This is a genomic window from Sandaracinus amylolyticus (genome assembly GCF_000737325.1).
GTDB classification, from domain to species: Bacteria; Myxococcota_A; Polyangia; order Polyangiales; family Sandaracinaceae; genus Sandaracinus; species Sandaracinus amylolyticus.
The window spans coordinates 2,688,990-2,709,132 of record NZ_CP011125.1 but is presented as its reverse complement, the minus strand read 5'-3'; the positions used below and the strand labels follow the sequence as shown (position 1 = coordinate 2,709,132).

Annotated in this window: 13 protein-coding genes and 1 pseudogene; 7 read left to right on the top strand and 7 right to left on the bottom strand. The window is 71.2% G+C overall.

Annotation, left to right across the window (positions count from 1 at the left end):
* Positions 1–131 precede the first annotated feature (131 nt).
* Positions 132–4,649, bottom strand: coding sequence for a toxin TcdB middle/N-terminal domain-containing protein (locus tag DB32_RS11380; protein WP_275935529.1), 4,518 nt, complete (start codon positions 4,647–4,649; stop codon positions 132–134).
* Positions 4,650–4,731: 82 nt separating this feature from the next.
* Here DB32_RS11380 and DB32_RS49470 point away from each other — a divergent pair, with 82 nt between their 5' ends.
* Positions 4,732–5,103, top strand: coding sequence for a hypothetical protein (locus DB32_RS49470; RefSeq protein WP_240481383.1), 372 nt, complete (start codon positions 4,732–4,734; stop codon positions 5,101–5,103).
* 482 nt (positions 5,104–5,585) lie between these two features.
* Here the strand turns inward: DB32_RS49470 and DB32_RS50240 are convergent.
* Positions 5,586–6,065 (bottom strand): annotated as a pseudogene (locus DB32_RS50240) (SpvB/TcaC N-terminal domain-containing protein); the annotation flags it as partial.
* A 332-nt stretch (positions 6,066–6,397) separates the two neighbouring features.
* Between DB32_RS50240 and DB32_RS11375 the strand changes: the two are divergent.
* The 6 genes from DB32_RS11375 to DB32_RS11345 all read left to right on the top strand — a co-directional run bounded on the left by DB32_RS11375 (position 6,398) and on the right by DB32_RS11345 (position 15,642).
* Positions 6,398–8,917: an ATP-binding protein gene (locus tag DB32_RS11375; RefSeq protein WP_053232446.1), complete on the top strand. Its 2,520-nt coding sequence runs from the start codon at positions 6,398–6,400 to the stop codon at positions 8,915–8,917.
* A complete protein-coding gene (locus tag DB32_RS11370) occupies positions 8,914–9,543 on the top strand; it encodes a response regulator transcription factor (protein WP_083457316.1) in 630 nt (209 codons plus the stop codon). The genes DB32_RS11375 and DB32_RS11370 overlap by 4 nt, the downstream gene beginning before the upstream one ends.
* A 131-nt stretch (positions 9,544–9,674) precedes the next feature.
* Positions 9,675–10,673, top strand: coding sequence for a serine/threonine-protein kinase (locus DB32_RS11365; RefSeq protein ID WP_169791416.1), 999 nt, complete (start codon positions 9,675–9,677; stop codon positions 10,671–10,673).
* Entirely contained in the window at positions 10,667–12,232 is a 1,566-nt protein-coding gene (locus tag DB32_RS45170; protein WP_053232444.1) for a sigma 54-interacting transcriptional regulator, read from the top strand. Before DB32_RS11365 ends, DB32_RS45170 begins: the two co-directional genes overlap by 7 nt.
* A 41-nt stretch (positions 12,233–12,273) precedes the next feature.
* Complete coding sequence (gene proC / locus DB32_RS11355; RefSeq protein WP_053232443.1) at positions 12,274–13,122, top strand: pyrroline-5-carboxylate reductase; 849 nt, start codon at positions 12,274–12,276, stop codon at positions 13,120–13,122.
* 726 nt (positions 13,123–13,848) lie between these two features.
* Entirely contained in the window at positions 13,849–15,642 is a 1,794-nt protein-coding gene (locus DB32_RS11345) for a GNAT family N-acetyltransferase (RefSeq protein ID WP_053232441.1), read from the top strand.
* Between the two features lie 598 nt (positions 15,643–16,240).
* On the opposite strand, the gene DB32_RS11340 is transcribed toward DB32_RS11345, so the two are convergent.
* The 5 genes from DB32_RS11340 to DB32_RS11320 form a co-directional block, all read right to left on the bottom strand.
* On the bottom strand, positions 16,241–16,474 hold the full coding sequence (locus DB32_RS11340) for a hypothetical protein (RefSeq protein WP_053232440.1): 234 nt from the start codon (positions 16,472–16,474) through the stop codon (positions 16,241–16,243).
* Positions 16,471–17,850 carry a sensor histidine kinase gene (locus DB32_RS11335; RefSeq protein WP_053232439.1) on the bottom strand — a complete coding sequence of 460 codons (1,380 nt, stop codon included), beginning with the start codon at positions 17,848–17,850 and terminating at the stop codon, positions 16,471–16,473. Before DB32_RS11335 ends, DB32_RS11340 begins: the two co-directional genes overlap by 4 nt.
* Positions 17,847–18,227 carry a response regulator transcription factor gene (locus DB32_RS11330; protein WP_053232438.1) on the bottom strand — a complete coding sequence of 127 codons (381 nt, stop codon included), beginning with the start codon at positions 18,225–18,227 and terminating at the stop codon, positions 17,847–17,849. Before DB32_RS11330 ends, DB32_RS11335 begins: the two co-directional genes overlap by 4 nt.
* A gap of 190 nt (positions 18,228–18,417) precedes the next feature.
* Positions 18,418–19,194, bottom strand: a complete 777-nt coding sequence (locus DB32_RS11325; RefSeq protein WP_053232437.1) for a proprotein convertase P-domain-containing protein — start codon at positions 19,192–19,194, stop codon at positions 18,418–18,420.
* A gap of 242 nt (positions 19,195–19,436) precedes the next feature.
* Positions 19,437–19,991, bottom strand: coding sequence for a DUF2914 domain-containing protein (locus tag DB32_RS11320; protein ID WP_053232436.1), 555 nt, complete (start codon positions 19,989–19,991; stop codon positions 19,437–19,439).
* Positions 19,992–20,143: the final 152 nt, after the last annotated feature.

Sequence of the window (20,143 nt, the reverse complement as noted above, 5' to 3'; positions counted from 1 at the left end):
CGGTCTGCGCGGACGCGACGGGGACCGCCGCAAGCGAGACGATGAAGCCGAAGGCGGCAAGAGCAGCGCGCTGGCATCGATCCAGGTGTTCCATGCGTTCGCCCTCGTGGCTGCTCTTGCCGCGGACTCGATCACGGAAGCCCGACTTCCTCGCTCGAATCGAGCTCTTCCTGGCTCTCGCTGAACATGTATCCGCTCATGCTACTGCCGCGACTGCCGGTGCTGACGTCGCTACCGGAGCGCGAACGCGGCAGGTCGACGACCACGTCGAGAGACGACCGCTGCGAGGAGATGACCGGACCAGAGGACTGGCTCTGATCAGCTCCCAGCTGTTGTTCGATCCCCTCGAGGCGCTTGTCGATCGCCTCCAGCTGGGTCAGGACCGGATCCTTCCCTTGAGTCATGTACGCAGTGACGGCGGACGCGATGGTCAGGACGGCGCCACCGATCGCATAGCCCACCGAGACGCCCATCTCGTGCGCGCTCACGACCGCTTCGTCGCTGTCACCCCGGTTCTCGTGGAAGGTCGCGTCGTGCCCCTTCTCGACTGCATAGGTCGAGTTGATCGTGGTGAAGACCACCCCCACCGCCGTCAGGAACTGGAAGGTGCGATAGACGACCTGCCGAGTGCTCTCCTTCATGAGCCCGGACGGGTCGACTCGATCGATCGGGCTCCCCCCGACGTACGCGAACCGCGCGACGGTTTCCGACAGGTCATCGGGCGAGCCGACACGGTCGACCGCGAGTTGCTCGAACGCCGGATCCGCGCTCGCCCACCGACCGGTGGTCGGGTCGAGATACCTCCACTCGAACGCGAGTAGTCCAGTGCTCGAGTCGAGCTCCTGTCCCGAGAAGCCTCGCTCGTCGACGAAGCCGTCCTGCGCGAGCGTCTGGCCGAACGGATAGTAGCGACGACGTCCGACGACCCCACCCTCTCGCGTCGCTGCGATCAAGCTGCCGAGGTGGTCCGAGTACAGGTGGACGGGTGCCGGGCTCTCGTCGTGTAGCGCTCGACGCGCGCTCGCCCGCAGGATTGCCCTACGCAGGTCGGAAGATCCCCCGTGGTCGACGAGAGCGTCGCCGGCGCGGATCTCGGAGTCGCCGTCGGGATCACCGTAGAGCGCCGCCGCGAGCGCCGTCGACTGAGCTCGCGCGAGGCGATTTCGCTCGAACCGCGGATAAACGCGACTCACGCCGTCGCGAATCTCGAAGTCGGAGCCGACGTAGAGGGTGAGCGAACCGTCCTCGAGCTTCGCAACTCGAGTCTGGTCAGGGCCGTACACGAACACGCCGCGCACCTCACCTTCATGCGAGGCGCTCGTCAGGCGGCCGAGGAAGTCCCACTCCAGATCCACGCCGTCTCGGCGGACGAGGAACCCTGCCGCATCGTGCGCATACGTCACGCCGCCTGCCCCAACCAACACCGCCGGCCGGCTGCTGTCGTAGTCGTACTCGCCAACGTGCACCCGGCTCGCGGCACCGAGGCTGCTCGTCATGCCGACGATGTTGTCGAGCTCGTCGTGGCGGTGCTCGACCCGCTCCTCGCGATCGCTTCCGACACCCATGACGGTCTCGGTGAGTCGATAGAGCGAGTCATATCCGAAGGTGCTCGAGCCACTCGGTGCACCCGCCGGTCGGCTGGAACCATCCATGATCGCATCGATCAGGCCGTGCCGGTCGCGGGTGTACGACGCGTCGTGGAGGAGCGTTCCGTCACCCGCGACGCTCGCATGCGACGCGAGCCGAGTGAGCACGTCGTACTGGAGGGTCTCTTCGCCGCCATCCGCTCGGATGATGCGGGACGGCAGCCCCCGTTCGTCGTACTCGATGCGTTCCGCGATCCCATCGATGGCCGTGAGTCGACTCGCGCCGTCGTACGTCCGGCTCACGACCTGCCCGTCGGGGTATCGCGTGGACTGAACGCGATCCGCGCCATCGAGCACGTCCTCCACGGGAAGCACCAGGAGCCCTAGACGACGAGTGAGCCGCGTTCGACGACCGCGGCTGTCCCGCGCGATGCGGTCGACGCCGACCTCTTCGCCACCCAGAACCGCCACGAGCGCCGCAGGCAGCGGATAACGCGACTCCACCACCTCGCCTTCGGCATGCGTGCATTCGCCTGCATCGCATCCCAGGGCGAAGTCGTACCGCAGTGTGACGAGACTGTTCGCTGGATTGCTCTCGTCGTGGCGTGCGGTCGGTCGATTCGCACCGTCGTACTCGGTCCGCGCCACCACCCCGCGCGCATCGGTACGCGCCACCACGTTTCCTGCGGCGTCGTAGGACTGAAGGGTCGTGCCGCTGTTCGGGTCATCGACCTGTGTCACGCGGCCGAGGAGATCGTGCGACTGACGCCGCGTGTGCCCCGCCGGGTCGATGATTCCGGCGAGGTGTCCGCGACCGTCGTAGAACAGGCGGGTCGAGAGACTCTGCAGTGCCCCGCTCTCGACGCGCAGCGTGCGTTCGCTCGCGACCACGCGCTCGAGTCCGTCGAACGTGGTCACGCCAGGCGTGCCCGTGTACGGACTCTCATCGTCGGTGTCGTTCTCGTCGTACACGAGCTCGACGAGCGGCCGATGCTCGACGCGAGTCTCGGAGGCGTTGCCGTACATCGCCGCGTCGGGCATCCGGCGGCGGATCTCGCGCCGGGCACCGTCATAGAGAACGTCGACGTGCTCGACGCCCGCGGGCGGCGCGATCGCACAATCCCCCGTCGCGAGCGTGTACGGCTGATAGATGCGGACTTCGGCGCCGGTCCTGTTGTACTCGGTGAATCCGGTCGCGAGCCACTCGCCGTCCCGGACTCGACCGAACTCCTGGTAGGTCCGGCCACGGCCGTCGACGCACGTCACGGCGTGGAGGTCGGGTGCTGCGCCGCTGACCGTGCGGCGGCGCGCGACGATGCGGCTGACGGGATCTCCCAGCTCCCAGCTCACTTCCATCGTCGGCGCGTCGAGCGTGTCGCCGGGACGTACGAGCGCAACGAGACGCCCGAATGCGTCGTATTGGAAGTAGCTGGAGTTCCGTGCCGATTCCACGGGAGCGCCATCGAGCATCCAGCCGGTCGCTTCGACGATCTTGTCGAACGCGGGCTCGTACGCGTACTCGCGGCGAAGTCGATAGGGCAGTCCTTCCGGGCTGGAGAGCAGGATGTCCGTGCGCACCACGCGCAGTCCATCGGCGTCCATGACGTGCTCGCGGCGATGTCCCGTCCTGTCGTCGGGATCGCCGAGCGGGTCGAGCGTGGCAATCACGTTGCCGTGCGCGTCGAGCGCGTTGCGCTCGGTCTGGATCTCCTCGGTCTCGCTCACGCGCTGGGTCTTGCGCGTGACGCGCCCCGCGGTGAGCCGACCGAGCGGAAGGCCCTCGAAGTCACGACCGTCGTAGTACGTGTGCTCCTCGCTCGCCGCGCCGCCCGGCACTGCGTACACGCGATGGGTGTGCACCATGCCGACGATCCAGTGATCATCGGTATTGCGCCCCGGCTCGACATAGGCGCTTTCGTCGTAGCGCTCGTCACCGAGGCACTCCGCGCCACACGCGCCCGCGTATTGGTCGTCGCTCAGCGCGAGGTCACACGGCGCGCACGCACTCGACATCTCGGGCGGGCCCATGTGCACCACGCCGTGCTCGATGCGCAGCGTCGGATGTCCGTATCCGTCGTACTGCGTCTCGGTGCGTACCGTCGCCCACTCCTCGGGCGGCGCGCCTTCCTGGTGAATCGTCGAGACCTCGGTCTCGCAGACGTGGCGCACCGGGAAGCGCAGCCCGCTCGTCGGCACATCCGCGACCTCGCAGTCGCCGTACACGTGCCGCTCCTCACGCAGCGGCCGAGTCTCCTCGCCCGAGAAGATCGCAGTCCGCAGCGTCAGTCCCGCGCGATACGGATCCTCCGCGCCCACGTCGAACTCCTGCACCGTGAGCGCGGGCTCCTGACTGTCGCGCGACATGTCCGCATGCACGCGCGTCTCGACCTCGGCATATCCGCGGAACGTCTTCTCGACTCCGTCGTAGAAGCCGTCGCGATAGACGTAACTGACCACCTCGTGAAGGCCCGCGCCGTCGTCTCCGCCGGTCAGCGTCACCCACGTATCGGTCTCATCGACGACCGCCATCGGGTGCGGCAGCGGATGTGCCCAGTCGCGATCGCCCGCTTCGCGCTGCGCAGCCTGCTGCGCCACCGACGTCCCGTACTCGATCGCGTGCACCATCCCGATGCCGTTCTCCAGACGGCTCATCAGGTTCGGGCGCACCGGGAAGAGCTCGAGATACCGCACCTGACCGCTGCTCTCGACCCACACCACGTCGCGTGAGCCACTGCCGTTCATGTCGGCGAACAGCACCGTGGTCTCGTTGGTGCGCGTCGGGATCGGCACCGCGCTCGAGCTGCGCATCTCCATGAACGCGCTCATCTCGCCGAGATTTCGATTCAGCGCGTAGCGCACCGTGTTGCCCTGCACGAGCACCACGTCGTCGCGCCCATCGCCGTTCAGATCCTCCAGCTGCGCGTCGAGCACCTCGCTGTCCGACGCGAAGCTCACGCCCGTCACGTCCTGCCAGTCCGCCCAATGGCCCCATCCCAGGTTCAATCGCCAGCGCAGTCCAATCCGGCGCACCTCGACCACGTCGAGCAATCCGTCGCCGTTCATGTCCGCCAGGTGCGACGGATCGCCCTGGTCGAACACCACCCCCGGTGCCTCCACACCGTCGAAGTCCACGAACCCACTCGGCGTGTTCAGCCACGCCACCGCCGTCGTCGCGCTCTGCGTCCGCAGCACGTCGATGCGGCGGTCCCCGTTCAGATCGATGAACCGCGTGTTGAGCGGCGTGTTGTCGCTCGCCCCATCGCTCGTGTCGTCCTGGAACGAGAAGTCGACACTGCCCATCGTCTCCGACGCGCCACACGCGCTCCAGTCGCCCGTCGCGCGATTGCACAGCATCTGCCGCGTCGACGCGTTCGTCAGATCCGCGAAGCCGTCGCCATTGACGTCCAGGACCTGCACCGACGGCACGTGGAACTGGAACCCGCTCGACTGCGTCGCGCTCATCACCGGCGCCGACGCGAACCGCGCCGCACCGTCGGTCCCGAGCTCGTTCAGATAGAAGCGATGACGGCTGAGCGAGCTGTCCACCAAGTCCGGCAGCGCATCGCCGTTGATGTCGACGAGCGTCGCCTGGCCCGAGCGGATCCCGCCCGCCGCGTCGATGGTCCCCATCTCGACGAGGTAGGGCTGATCACACCGCGCCGCGCCGCACATCGCGCCGAGCGAGCGCGAGTACTCGAACGAGTGCACGACCGGATAGACGCTGCCGTCCCGCCCGATGCGCTCGACCTGCGCCAGGCGCGACAGACCGCCGCTCGTGGCCTCCGCCTCATACGTGAGCCGATATCCGCGGATGACCTCGCCGTGCGAGCGCACGCTGACGTAGCGAAGCCGCTGCGAGGTGATCTCCTCCCATCCCGGGCTCGCGTCGCTCATCGGGTCCGGGCGATCCTCGTACGCGAGCTCGACCTCGTAGGACGGGGTCGAGCCCTGGTACGCCCACGCGACGCGCGTCAGCAGCGGAGTCCCGCTCGACGCGTCGTACGAGTAGCGCGTGTGGTGATCGAACCGATCGACCACCTCGACGAGCATGTATCGGTACGCGCGCCCACTCTGCTCGAGCCTCGACGAGGGAACGAGCGTGCCAGTCGCGGTCGCGCCGAAGTACCCCACTCGGCCGTCGGGCCACTCGGCGGTCCAATAGCCCGCTGCGCCACTTCCGACGTTGCGCCACGTGTAGCGCACGAATCCGCGCTCGAACCGCGCGCGATAGACGGCATTGCCGCCCGAGCTCGACACCCGCACGAGCTGCTCACCGCCGTTCGCGACGAACTCGTCGTCCGCCACGTAGCGAGGCAGACCGCGCAGCGTGTTCCGCTCGATGCTCGGAACGCTCAGCGACCATCCGATCCCGACCGTCGAGACGCCCGCGGCGGACCCGTATCGGAGCCCCAGCGCCGGAGCCATCCCCGGGTGTCCCGCCGGCAGCTCGATGTCCACCGAGTAGCTCATCGAGCCCATGTTCGGATCGACTTCGACGTTGTCCCCGATGCCGTCGATCGACCCCGGGCCATCCGGCAGAGACACACGGTCGTCGCTCACGCCGGTCTGCGCGGACGCGACGGGGACCGAGAACGTCGTCGCGAGCGCGGCGCTGACCAGCACGCGGGCGACACGATGTTTCGTCGACACGGAGCACCTCCCGGCGTCCACGAGTGCGATGCGCGTGCCTCGACTCTCACCGCGCGAATCCGCCGCAGCGGCGCACACGCGACGAAGCCTCGACGCGTCGAACCTTCGACACGCGTCGAAGCTCGAACGCGCGCGCCCGTCTGGCGTACTCTCGTCGCGCAGTGTCCCCGCACCGTTCCTTCGAGGACCACGCGCGAGAGAGCTCGGTCCGCTACGCGACGCAGCTCGGTCTCGTGATGATGGTCGCCGCGATCGTCTGGTGGCCGATCGATCTCCTGCTCTTCGACGATCGACAGGTGCTCCGCGCCTTCGCGCTCTGGCGCACCGGCACGATCCTCGTGACGGGCCTCGGCATCGCGGTGCTGCGCGCGCTGCCGCGCGGCTCGCGCGCCGTGCACGGCGTGATCATCACCGCGATGTGCCTCGACGCCGCGATCGTCGGCTATTCGGGCTCGATCAGCGGCACGCTCGGCGAGCGCTACTACGAGGTCTCCACGATCCTCCCGCTCTCGTCGATCGCGCTCCTCGTGGCGTGGCCGCTGCGTGTGCTGACGACCGCGGTCGTGACCACCGCGTACGTCGCGCCGCTCCTCGTGTCGGGCGTGGTGCCGTGGGAGCCCAGCCTGATCGCCGGACAGGTCAGCCTCGTCGTGTTCACGTCGATCGTGAGCGTCGTCTTCGGCGAGACGCACCATCGCCTCGCGCGGCAGAGCCACGCGCAGCAGCTCGCGCTCGATCAGCGCTCGCGTGAGCTCGAGGAGATCGATCGCCTCAAGAACGACTTCTTCGCCAACGTGAGCCACGAGCTGCGCACGCCGCTCACGCTGATCCTCGGCATGCTGCGCGAGCTGCGCGAGGACGACGACGAAGGCACGCGCGCGCGCGTCGACACCGCCGAGCGCAACGCGGCGCGCCTGCTCGTCATGATCGACGAGCTGCTCGAGCTCGCGCGCTTCACCAGCGGGCGCGCCGAGCCGCGCAAGCGCACCGTCGACGTCGCGTCGCTGGTGCGCGAGGTCAGCGCGAATTTCCGCGCCTCCGATCGCAGCGGCGTCACGCTCGCGGGCTGCGACGCCCCGATCCTCGCGCAGGTCGACGCGCGGCAGCTCCGCACCGCGCTGCACAACCTGCTCTCGAACGCGCACAAGTTCACCGACCCCGCGACGCGACGCATCGAGGTCGCCGTGCGTCGCGCCGGCGCGCACGTCGAGATCGCGGTGACCGACAACGGGATCGGCATCCCGAGCTCGGCGCGCGACCGCCTGTTCGAGCGCTTCTTCCAGGTCGACGCCGGGCGCGGGCGATCGCGCGGCGGCGCCGGGATCGGGCTCGCGCTCGTGCACGACATCGCGACCGCGCACGGCGGCGACGTGCGGCTCGAGAGCGAGCTGGGACGCGGCAGCGTGTTCACCCTCTCGCTGCCGATCGGCGCACCGAGCACCGGCGACGACGAGCGCGCGACCCTCGACCACGACGAGCTCGCCGCGCTGCACCGCCTCGCGACCGCCGCGCCCGTCCCGCCGCCGCGCGCCGAGATCTCGGAGATTGGCGAGACCATCGTCGTCGCCGAGGACGACCCCGAGCTCCGCGCGTACCTCGTGCGACTGCTCGGAGGCCGCTATCGCGTGATCGAGACCTCGAACGGGCGCGAGGCGCTCGACGCCGTCGCGCACGTCGCGCCCGCGCTGATCGTGACCGACGCGATGATGCCGGGAACGAGCGGGTTCGACCTCGCGCGCGCGCTGCGCGGCAGGCCCGAGACCGCGCGCATCCCGGTGCTCTTCCTCACCGCGCGCACGGGCGGCGCGGCGCGCGTCGAGGCCTACGAAGCGGGCGCGGACGACTTCCTCAACAAGCCGTTCGAGCCCGGCGAGCTCCTCGCGCGCGTCCGCAACCTCCTCGAGCTGCGCGCGTTCGAGCGCGAGCTCGCCGAGACCAACGAGCGCCTCGAGCACAAGGTCCGCGAGCGCACCGTCGAGCTGCGCGAGCTCGCGCGTCACCTCGAGCGCAGCCGCGAGGACGAGCGCCGCCGCATCGCGCGTGATCTCCACGACGAGACCGGTCAGCTGCTCACCGCGATGCGGATGGAGCTCGATCTCGCGCGCAGCGGCGAGGGCTCGCTCGCCTCGAGCCTCGAGCGGATGAACGACGTGCTCGATCAGGCGTTCGACGCGACGCGCGCCCTCGTCGGCGAGCTGCGCCCGCGGATCCTCGACGATCTCGGGCTCGGCCCCGCGATCGAGTGGTACGTGCCGCGCTTCGCGACGCGCTCGGGGCTGCGCTGCGAGCTCGTCGTCGAGCCGCGCGAGCTCGTGGCCTCGCCCGAGATCTCGACCGCGGCGTTCCGCATCGTGCAGGAGAGCCTCACGAACGTCGCGCGCCACGCCGCCGCGAAGAGCGTGCGCGTGCGGCTCGCGAAGCAGCGGGACGTGCTCGCGCTCGAGATCGCCGACGACGGGCGCGGCTTCGATCCCAGCGCGGCGCGCGCAGGCTACGGCCTCCTCGGGATGCGCGAGCGCGTCCTCGCGCACGACGGATCGCTCGACGTCGACAGCGCGCCGGGCCGAGGCACGCGCGTGCGGGTGACGCTCCCGATCGGCACTTCGCGGCGGCCAGTCCGCGAACCGGAAGACACTCTCGCACTCGGCGCGCCCCCGCGCGCCGGGGATGGGCTCCGATGACGACGATGATCCGTGTGTTCGTGGTCGACGACCACGCCGTCGTGCGCGAGGGGATCAAGCGCATCGTGCAGACCGCGCCCGACATGATGCTCGTCGGCGAGGCGGGCGACGGCGACGAGGTCCTCGCGCGCGCCGAGCACGAGTCGTGGGACGTGCTCGTGCTCGACCTCTCGCTGCCCGGCCGCAGCGGGCTCGACGTGCTCACGCGCATCAAGCAGCGCCGGCCGCAGACCAAGGTCGTCATCCTGACGATGCACGCCGAGGATCAGTACGCGCTGCGCGTCTTGCGCGCGGGCGCCGACGGCTACCTCACGAAGGGCCGATCCTCGCAGGAGCTGCTCGAGGCGATCCGCAAGGTCGCGAGCGAGGGCAAGTACGTCACCGGCCGCCTCGCGGAGCTGCTCCTCTCGGGCAGCACGAGCGAGCATCCGCACGAGTCGCTCTCCGATCGCGAGCACGAGATCCTCGTGATGCTCGGACGCGGGATGACACCGTCCGCCGTCGCCGACGCGCTCGCCGTGAAGCCGAGCACCGTCAGCACCCACGTGCGCAGCATCAAGGACAAGCTGGGCGCCGAATCGCTCGGCGATCTCGTGCAGTACGCGGTGCGCGCCGGCCTGGTGTGAGCGTCGTTTCGACCCCTCGCTCGAATTAGTTCGACCCCTCGCCCGCACGACTTGGATGTCCAGCGCGGCCGCGCGCCGGCACGTTCGCTCTCGAGACCACGGGCGGGATGCCGCGGTCGGGAGGGCGGACGATGGGACGGATGGACTCGCGCGGGTGGCCGCGCTTCGGCGCGTGCGGATCCGCGGGCGGATCCGCCGAGGACACGCGCGACGAGGTCTCGGGGGTGCGCCCGTGCATGCCGCGCCGGCCCGAGCGCGTGGGCCCCTACCGCGTGCTCGGTGTGCTCGGCGAAGGCGGGATGGGCGTCGTCTACCTCGCGGAGCGCGGCACGACGCGCGTCGCGGTGAAGTGCCTGCGCACCGCGCCCGGCGCCGGCGCGCGGCGCCGCTTCGAGGCCGAGGCGTTCGTGCAGAGCGCGCTCTCGCACCCCAACGTGGTGCGCGTGCTCGACGGCGACACCGGGCCCGAGCCCTACCTCGTGCTCGAGCTCGTCGAGGGGCCGAGCCTGCTCGCGCTCTGCAGCGCGCTCGGCGCGCGCGGGCTCCGCCTGCCCATCGATGCGTGCCTCTACGTCGCCGAGCGCGCGGCGCGGGCCCTCGCGCACGCCCACGCGCTCGAGGACGAGCACGGACGATCGCTCGAGATCGTGCACCGCGACGTCTCGCCCTCGAACCTGCTGCTCACGCGCGAGGGCAGCGTGAAGCTCACCGACTTCGGCCTCGTGCGTCATCGCGATCGCGACTGGGCCACGACCGCCGGGCTCGCGCTCGGCAAGATCGGCTACATGCCGCCCGAGCTGCTGCGCGGAGGAGAGGTCGATGCGCGCGCCGACGTCTATGCGCTCGGCGTCGTGCTCTGGGAGTGCCTCACGGGTCGCGTGCTGGTCCCGCGCCGCAGCCTCTTCGAGGCCGCCGAGCGCGTGGTGCAGGGCCAGCACCCCGCGCCCTCGACGTGGCGCCCGCGCGTCCCGACGGAGGTCGACGCGCTCGTCGCGCGCGCGATCAGCATCGATCCCGACGCGCGCCCCAGCGCGGCCGGGCTCGCGAGCGCGCTCTGCCTCGCGCGGCGTGGTCGCGGCCGGCGCACCCTGGAGCGTGCGGTGCGTGGTGAAGGAGGTGCGGCGTGCTGAGCCCGCGGAGCCACGACGCGAGCGCCGCGTGGGAGCTGCTCTCGCAGCTCCGCGACGCGCTGCTCGATCCCGGCGACGACGCGATCCGCGGCGCGCTCGACACGCTCGCGCTCGCGCTCGGGGCCGATCGCATCCTCGTGCTCTCTGGCGCCGACGCCGAGCACGTGCGCGTCGGGCGTCGCTGCGGCCGCGATCTGCGCGAGTGCGAGCTCGCCGACGTGTGCCGCTCGGTCGTCGACGACGCGCGCGAGGCGCGACGCTGCGTGCACCGGCGGCGCGAGCCCGAGCGCGTCGACACGATCGTCGAGCTCGGCATCGTGGGCGCGATCGCCGCGCCGCTCGGCGCCGCCGCGCCCGGCGTGCTCTACGCCGACTTCCGCCACCCGCTGCACGCGCCGAGCGATGTCGATCGCGATCTCTTCGCGTGCGTCGCCGCGCTGATCGGCGCGCCCTCGCGCGTCGCGCCGAGCGACCGACCGCGCCCGAGCACGACCGACGCCGCCGAGCCCGAGCTCGCGACCCTGCTCGACACCGGCGGGCTCGCACCGCTGCGCGCCGAGATCGAGGCGTGCTTGCGCCTCGACACGCCGCTCCTGATCGTCGGCGAGTCCGGCACCGGCAAGACGCTCCTCGCGCGCGCCCTCGCGAAGGCGAGCGGCAGGCAGCCCGTGGTGCGCGCGATGCTCGGCGCGAGCGACGATCTCAACACCATCGCGTCGGAGCTCTTCGGCCACGAGCGCGGCGCGTTCTCGGGCGCGACGAGCCGCCGCGCCGGGCTCGTCGAGCTCGCCGACGGCGGCACCCTGATCCTCGACGAGGTCCTCAACCTGCCGATGCACGCGCAGCAGCTGCTCCTCGATCTCACGCAGTTCGGCACGTACCGGCCGCTCGGATGGCAGCACCGCGAGCCGCGCCGCGCGCGGGTGCGCATCGTCGCCGCGACGAACGGCGATCTCGAGGACGCCGTCGCGCGCGGCACGTTCCGCCGCGACCTCTACTACCGGCTCGCGGGCACGATCATCCGGATGCCCGCGCTGCGCGAGCGACGCCACGACGTGCCCGCGCTCGCGCTCGAGCACCTGCGCCGCACCGAGCCCTCGCGGCGGTGGACGCTCTCGGTGAGCGCGCGGCGCGCGCTGCGCTCGCCCGAGCTCGCGTGGCCGGGCAACGTGCGCGAGCTCGAGGCCGCGGTGTCGCGCGCCCGCGCCCGCGCGCTCGCTCGCGATCCGAGCGCGACGCAGCTCGCCCCCGAGCACTTCGACGCGACCTACGCAGGCGCGTCACCCGCCGCGCCGATCGAGGCCGCGCGCGCGCTCACGATCACGCTCCCGGATCCCGTCGATCCCGCGGCGCCGCTCGCCGAGCGCTGGAAGCGCCTGGTGCGTGATCGCGCCGCGCTCGAGGCCGCGGAGCGCACGCTGCTCGGCCGCGCGATCGAGGAGAGCCGCGGCGTGCTCGCCCACGCGGCGCGTGCGCTCGAGATGCCGCGCACGACGCTGATCAGCCGCATGATGCGAGCCGGGATCGACCCGTCCGCGCCCCGGGTCCGCCGTGCGTGAAGGTCGACGGCGCGCGTCCGAGAGGCCACCCTTCGCGCCCGATGGGACACGCCACGAAGATCGACAAGCGCATCGCGTTCCTCGGCGCGGGCAACATGGCGGGCGCGCTCGTGCGCGGGCTGCTCGCGTCGGGCGCGGTGGACGCGCAGCAGATCTGGTGCGTCGACGTGCGGCCCGAGCGCCTCGACGAGCTCGGCAAGAAGCACGGCGTGCGCGTCGGGCGCAGCAACCGCGAGGCAGCGGCGTGGGCCGACGTCGTGTTCCTCGCGACGAAGCCGCAGGTGTTCGATCGCCTGCTCCCCGAGGTCGCCGAGGGCATCCGCTCCGAGGCGCTCGCGGTGTCGATCGCGGCGGGCATCCCGATCGCCGCGATCGAAGCGCGCCTGCCGCCCGGCGCGCGCGTGGTGCGCACGATGCCGAACACCCCCGCGATCGTCGACGCGGGCGCGACCGCGATCGCGGCGGGCACCCACGCGACGCCCGACGACCTCGCGCTGGTGAAGCGGATCTTCGACGACATCGGCATCAGCGTCGTGCTCGACGAGATGCTGCTCGACGCGGTGACGGGCCTGTCGGGCTCGGGCCCGGCGTACATCTTCCTGATCATCGAGGCGCTCGCGGACGCGGGCGTGAAGGTCGGCCTGCACCGCGACTCGGCGCAGCTCCTCGCGGCGCAGACGGTGCTGGGATCGGCGAAGCTGCTGATCGAGACGGGCGAGCACCCGGGACGTCTGAAGGACATGGTGACGAGCCCGGGCGGAACGGCGATCGCGGGCCTGCACACGCTCGAAGCGGGCGGGCTGCGCAAGACGCTGATGGACGCGGTCGAGACCGCGACGGCGCGGGCGCGGCAGCTCGGTGAGGACGCGTCGAAGAAGCTCGGAAAGTAGACGAGGAGCGGGTCGGCGGGCGGGCGCCGGTGGAACGGCCGTGCACGAGCACGTGGCACGTGCACGTGAACGAGTCACGACGCGGCTCGACGCGCGACGACCGGCGCGCTCCGCATCACACGCCCGTTCGCTCCACACCGCGCACGACACGCGACCGCCCGCGCTCCGCGCGCGCGCTCGCTTCAACACACCGCCCATCACGCGACCGCCCGCGCTCCGCGCGCGCGCTCGCTTCAACACACCGCCCATCACGCGACCGCCCGCGCTCCGCGCGCGCGCTCGCTTCAACACACCGCCCATCACGCGACCGCCCGCGCTCCGCGCGCGCGCTCGCTCCACCCGTCCCGCCGAGCACGCCCCCATTCGGCTCCAGTCGCGCGGCTTCGCCGCGCGCTGCTACCCGCGAGCGTCCGAGCCGCGCGAACAGCGCGGATCGGTCGCGAGCCTCCCCACCCTCACCAAGCGAGACGGCAGGCTCCGCGTGCCGGGCGCGGGGTGGTGGGGTCGGCGCTCGTGCGCAGCGGGGGCCACCAGACGTCACGTCGAGACTGATCCGGAGTGAGCGGAGCGCGCGACCGCGCGCGCAGCGAGCGACCACCGCGTCTCCCGAAGCTCGCGACCGCGCGCGCCCAGCAGCCCCGCAAGTCGAGCGACGACCCCACCACCCCGCGCCATCACCGAGACCTCGACAGTGAACCTCACCCTGCCCCAGGATCGGCCTCTTCGATGTTCCGCATCCGCCTCATCCACGACGACGTGCTCGAAGCCGATCGCGTCGCCCTCACGCAGGTGCAGAGCATGTTGCGCGCGCAGTTCCCGGGGCTGCGCCACGAGACCGTCGACGAGCTCCCGACGCTGCTCCGCGATCCGCTCGCGCACCGCATCCGCACCTTCGTCTTCGTCGCCGAGCGCCAGCGACAGAACGACGTGCGCGGCTTCGCGATCCTCGCGCACGCGCCCGACCTCGAGTTCTGTTACCTCGACTTCATCTCGGCCGCGCCCAAGGAGACCGGCCGCGGCGTCGGCGGCGCGCTCTACGAGCGCGTGCGCGAGGAGTGCCGCGCGCTCGGCGCGAAGGGCCTGCTCTTCGAGTGCCTGCCCGACGATCCCGACGACGTCTCCGACCCCGCGACGCTCGAGCAGAACCGCGCGCGCCTGCGCTTCTACGAGCGCTGGGGCGCGCGCCCCGTGATCCACACCGCGTATCGCACCGCGATCGAGCCCGGCGGATCGACCAAGGACCTGCCGTACCTCGTCTTCGACGATCTCGGCTCGGGCCGCCCGCTCGGTCGCGACGAAGCGCGCGAGATCGTGCGCGCGATCCTCGAGCGCAAGTACGCGTGGCTCGTCACGAGCGAGTACGTCGGTCGCGTCGTCGAGTCGATCGTCGACGATCCCATCGAGCTCCGCCCCTCGCGCTATCGCCGCAAGAAGGTGAACGCGCCCTCGACGCCGCTGCCGATCGACGTGCCGGCGCACCTGCGCATCCCGCTGCTCGTCGCCGAGCGCCACGACGTGCACCACGTGCGCGAGCGCGGCTACGTCGAGGCGCCGGTGCGCATCCCGGTCATCAAGCGCGAGCTCGATCGCCTGCCGATCTTCGAGCCCACGCAGATGCGTCGCTTCGGTCGCGAGCCGATCGTCGCGGTGCACGACGACGAGTTCGTCGACTACCTCGAGCGCGTCTGCGCCGCCCTGCCGCCCAAGCGCTCGGCGTACCCGTACGTGTTCCCGGTGCGCAACGCGGGCCGCATGCCCGACGACCTCGAGACGCGCGCGGGCTGGTACTGCATCGACACGTTCACGCCGCTGCACAAGAACGTGTGGCTCGCCGCGACCGACGCGGTCGACTGCGCGCTCACCGGCGCCGCGATGATCCTCGAGGGCAAGGCGCGCCTCGCCTACGCGCTCGTGCGCCCGCCGGGCCACCACGCCGAGCACAAGTCGTTCGGCGGCTTCTGCTACCTCAACAGCGCCGCGATCGCCGCGCACCACCTCGGCGCGTGCGCAGGCGGCGCGAAGGTCGCGATCCTCGACGTCGACTACCACCACGGCAACGGGCAGCAGGAGATCTTCTGGGAGCGCGGCGACGTGCTCACCGTGTCGATCCACGGCCACCCTCGCTTCGCGTACCCGTACTTCACGGGGTTCGAGGACGAGATCGGCTGGGGCGACGGCGAAGGCGCGAACCTGAACCTCCCGCTGCCCGAGCAGGTCGACGGAGCGGCGTACGATCTCGCGCTCGCGCGTGCGCTCGACGCCGTGCGCGCGTTCGAGCCGAGCTTCCTCGTCGTCTGTCTCGGCCTCGACCCCGGTCGCGGCGACCCGACGGGCACCTGGTCGCTCGGCGCGAGCGACTTCGAGCGCAACGGACGCCGCATCGGCGCGCTCGGCGTGCCCACGCTCGTGGTGCAGGAGGGCGGATACCACACGCGCAACCTCGGCGTGCACGCGCGGCACTTCTTCCGAGGCCTCTGGGAGAGCGCGACCGGCCGATCCTTGGCGCGCGCCGACACCTGATCGCGCGTTTTCGAAGGCAAAACCGCTCGATTTCCGACCCTTCTAGATTGGATACGTCCGAGCGGTCCTCGCGGCCACTCGCTGCGGTCCACACCGGCACGCCGAGTCATCCGATCTCGGAGGTCGGAGTGATCCTCGCGAGCGCTCCGAGTCATCCAACCTCGGACCCCCGAGTGATCCTCGCGAGCACACGGAGGCAGAGCGGGACTGCCAGGGACCACGAGCCGGACTGCCAGGGACCACGAGCCGCGCTGCATCGAACCGCGAGCCGCACTGCATCGAACCACGAGCCGCACTGCCTCGGACCACGAAGCGCGCGCTCGGGGATCTCGACTCTCGGCCGATCGCTTGCGGTGAGGTCTTGCCGAGACCCGCAGCGTCGCTCGCGGTCGTGTTGGTCTCGAGGACACACGGTCTTGGGGTCTTACTCACCGTGCGGCTTCGGTGTGCACTCGCTCCAGGTGCGCGCTTCGCGCGCACGTCGCTCTGCTGTGATCGAAGGGTCTCGGCGAGCGGGCCGCTCGTGGTGGGGTTGCTTCGCGTCGAGGCGATCTCGAGTCCCGCAGAGTCTCTTGCGAGCACGTCGTGCTCGCACGGCTCAGAAGAGGTCGTGGCCCGGTTGGCACCACCCTCTCACGCGGTCCATCAGCTCGAGCAGCGCGTCCTCGTTGTGCTCGTCACGGACGCGGCTGCGCGCCGACTCGAGCGCGCCGAGGGCTTCATCGCGTGCGAGACCGCGATCTTCGCGGTAGCGCGCCGTGATCGCCGCGAGCTCTTCGAGGCTGGCGCGACGTGCCATCGCCTCGACGATCGCGTCCTCGTACTCGCTCACGCCGCGACCGCTGGGTGCCGGCCGGTCACGCGCGCGGGCGGGCCGAGGGCCGGCAGCGTGATCGTGAACGTCGATCCCTTGCCCGGCTCGCTGCGCAGCGCGACCGAGCCGCCGAGCAGCGACGTGAGGCGCTGCACCAGCGCGAGGCCGAGGCCGGTGCCGCCGTAGCGACGCTCGGGTGAGCCGTCGACCTGGCGGAACGCCTCGAACACCGCCCTCTGCTGGTCGAGCGGGATGCCGATGCCGTCGTCCTCGACCTCGATCTCGACGCGCACCGGGCCACCGGGCAGCGCGCGGGCGCGCAGCGTGATGTGGCCGCCGTCGGGCGTGAACTTCACCGCGTTCGCCAGGAGGTTCACGAGGATCTGCACCAGCTTCCCGCGATCGGTGCGCATCGCGGGCAGCGCGTCGTGGGGCTCGAGCCGCACGTCGAGCGGGCGCGTGCCGCGCAGCGAGCCGACCGTCGACATCACGCTCGCGAGCACCTCCTCGAGGTCGAAGTCGGTGGCGCGGTACTCGAGCTTGCCCGCGTCCTCCCGCGCGAGCGTGAGCAGGTCGTCGATCAGCCGCAGCAGGCCGAGCGCGCCGCTCTTCACGTCGCGCACCGCGTCCTTCTGCTTGTCGGTGACCGGCCCGTAGACGCCGCTCTCGACGAGGTCCGCGAGCCCGCAGATGCCGTGGATCGGCGTGCGCAGCTCGTGCGTGACGTTCGCCATGAACTGCGTGCGCTGGCGCTGCGCCTCGACGAGCTGCTCGGTGCGCGCGAGCAGCGCGCTCTCCTTCTCGCGCAGCTGCTTGAGGATCGCCGCGGCGAACGCGGTGGGCAGCCCCAGCACGAACGCGACGAACGCGAGCTCGACGATCACGTAGGCGTCGGTGACGCCGCCGGTGAGATCGAGGATCGAGGGCGGCTTGTCGAGCACGCCGAAGCGCACGAGCGCGAGCATCGACGCGTACGCGAGGAACGTGATCACGCTGGTCGCCACGGTGACGCCGACGTTCGAGACCAGCGCGACGACGGTGAGCTCGATGCCGTAGATCGGCAGGAGCGGGCTGGTCGCGGCGCCGGTGTGATAGATGGCGCCGGTCATCGCGACGATGTCGCCGACCACGTTGAGCCCGCACAGCTCGAGCACGAAGCGATCGTTGCGCAGCGCGAGCCACGCGAGCGTGTTGGTGACGAGCTTGAGCCCGATGAGCGCGATCGCGCCGCTCGTGATCGGCACGACGCCGGTCAGGTGCCCGAGCGCCGCGAGCGCGCCGAACGCGAGCGTGATCGCGTAGCCGGAGTACGTGCTGAAGACGAGCTTGGATCGATGCTGCGGCAGGCCCATCTCCGCGGCGAACGCGGGCAGCGGCAGCATCGTCGCCGTCATGCTTCGCCGGCGCCGATCAGGCGCTCGACCTCTTCGAGGAGCGCGCGCAGCTCGAAGGGCTTCGAGAGCCACGCCTGGGCGTGCAGATCCTCGCGCGCGTACTTGTCGGCGTGGTCGTCGCGGTAGACGGCGCTCATCAGCACGAGCGGCATCACGCGGCCGTGCTCGGTGCGCTTCACGTCGAAGCAGAGCTCGAAGCCGTTCTTCATCGGGAGCGCGACGTCGACGACCATCAGGTCGGGGCGCGTCTCCTCGAAGCGGTTCCAGCCCTCGGGGCCGGTGGTCGCGACGGTGGTCGCGTAGCCGTGCGCGTCCAGGTAGTCCCGCAACATCCGCGCGCTGACCGCGTCGTCCTCGACGACCAGGATCTTCTTCATCGCGAGCCTCCGTGCTGGACGGAGGTGGATCGTACCAGGCCGACCGGGTCACGCGCCCTGCGCGATCGTGCCGAGAGGTGCGACCGCGCCGCCCCCCAGCCCGCCGCGCCCCTCACGTGGTCGTGGTCGTGGTCGTGGTCGTGGTCGTGGTCGTGGTCGTGCTCGTCCTCGCGACCGCGCGCCCGCGCGATCAACGACAGCGCACGGCCATCGTCCACCCGCGGAGCTGGCCGGCGTCGGCGCGCACGGTGTCGTTGACCGACAGCGTCCACGTGCCCTGCGTCGGGTGGCCCTCGGCGCGGCGCACGGTGTGGCTGCGGAACGGGTTGCGCGAGGCGTGGCTCTGCAGCGAGTAGCTCGTGCCGTCGGGGCCGCGGAGGCTGACGACGAGGTCGCTGAAGTACGAGTGGTTGCCGTCGATGTCGACGGTGAGCTCGGCGATCATGCACTGGTGCTCGACGCGCGCCGCGCTCGTCGTCACCGCGAAGTCGCGGATCGCGCCGCCCGCGGGACCGCGCACCGTGAACGAAGGCTCGCCGCCGCCGGGCGCGGTGGGCGTGCTCGTCGGCGTGGTCGGCGGCGTGGCGGCGACCATCGGCGCGAGCGCGGCGTTGAGCGTGATCGTGTTGTTGATCGGGCTCGCGCTGATCGTCGCGGGCTGATAGCCGGGCAGCTGGAACGTGAACTGGAACGTCTGCGTCTCGCCGGGGCGCGGCGCGGGGATCGGCACCTGCGTGGTGAACGGCGTGAGCCCGAGCATGCGACCGCCGCCGGTCACCGTCGCGCCCTGCGGCGACGAGCTCGCGGCGACGGTGATGAGCACCTGACCGGGCGGCACCTGGATCTGCGCCTGGCCCTGCTGCGCCTGCTGGGGCGGAGGCGGCGGCGGGGTGCCGCTGCCTCCGCTGCACGCGCCCGCGAGCGCGACGATCGTCAGCGAGACCAGGGCGTACGAGATGGCGCGCATCGAGATGGATGAGGTCGTACCAGACGACCGGTCGGCGTTGGAAGCCCGTGCGGGTGTACCGGACGGCGGCGCCTGATCTTCCCGCGGCGACGGAAGAACGGCCGACCACGACGGCGACCACGACCACGACCACGACCTCGTCGCGGACGTGAGCGTGGTCGTGAGCGTGGTCGTGGTCGTGGTCGGTCGTTCCGACGTCAGCGAAGGTCGAAGGTGTGCGACCGAGCTCGCGCCCTGCGACGTCAGCGGACGTCGAACGTGTGCGACGCGAGCTCGCGCCCCGCGTCATCGCGCACGACGACGCGCCACGTGCCCGCGCGATCGATGTGACGCGTGAACGCCCAGGTGCGCCAGCGACCGACGCGCGCGGGCACCTCGAGATCGACGTGGCCGGTCACCTCGTCTCCGCCCTCGCGCTCGAACGTGATCGTCAGCGCGCGCGCTTCGTCGGCATCGTTCGCGACGTCGAGGAACGCGTAGACGCGCTCGAGGCGCTCGTCGAGCTCGAGCGCGTCGAGCTCGTCGATCGGCTCGCGGCCTTCGATGCCGCGCGTGAGCACGAGCCGGCGCACGCGGAGCTCACCGTGGTCCTCGCGCTCGTCGCGCGTCGTCGTCGTCGTGGTGATCGGCGGCGCGGCGGGCGGCGCTTCGACGCGCGTGGTGGTCGTCGTCGTGCGCACGACCTCGGTGCGCGGCGTGTGGTCGTCGGCGCGCGCGAACGTCGCGGCCCCGATCGCGACGCCTGCACCGCCACCCGCCAGCGCCATCACCGTCGCGATCACGATCGTCTTCCTCATCGCATCCTCCTGCGAGGCACGATGAGCAGCAGGCCTGCCAGACGCGCACGCCCCGAGAAACACGTGGTTTCTCGGGGCGCGGTGGGATCGCGTCGTGCTCGTGGGGACACGCGACGCGCGTCTCGCCAGAGACGACCGCGGTCGCCAGCCGG

Bases quoted from the DNA above. Each gene is read 5' to 3' on its own strand.
- DB32_RS11335 (WP_053232439.1), bottom strand. From the start codon at position 17,850: ATGACGGCGACGATGCTGCCGCTGCCCGCGTTCGCCGCGGAGATGGGC.
- DB32_RS11345 (WP_053232441.1), top strand. From the start codon at position 13,849: ATGTTCCGCATCCGCCTCATCCACGACGACGTGCTCGAAGCCGATCGC.
- DB32_RS11380 (WP_275935529.1), bottom strand. From the start codon at position 4,649: ATGAACGGCGACGGATTGCTCGACGTGGTCGAGGTGCGCCGGATTGGA.
- DB32_RS11370 (WP_083457316.1), top strand. From the start codon at position 8,914: ATGACGACGATGATCCGTGTGTTCGTGGTCGACGACCACGCCGTCGTG.
- proC (WP_053232443.1), top strand. From the start codon at position 12,274: ATGGGACACGCCACGAAGATCGACAAGCGCATCGCGTTCCTCGGCGCG.
- DB32_RS11325 (WP_053232437.1), bottom strand. From the start codon at position 19,194: ATGCGCGCCATCTCGTACGCCCTGGTCTCGCTGACGATCGTCGCGCTC.
- DB32_RS11365 (WP_169791416.1), top strand. From the start codon at position 9,675: ATGGGACGGATGGACTCGCGCGGGTGGCCGCGCTTCGGCGCGTGCGGA.
- DB32_RS11320 (WP_053232436.1), bottom strand. From the start codon at position 19,991: ATGAGGAAGACGATCGTGATCGCGACGGTGATGGCGCTGGCGGGTGGC.
- DB32_RS11330 (WP_053232438.1), bottom strand. From the start codon at position 18,227: ATGAAGAAGATCCTGGTCGTCGAGGACGACGCGGTCAGCGCGCGGATG.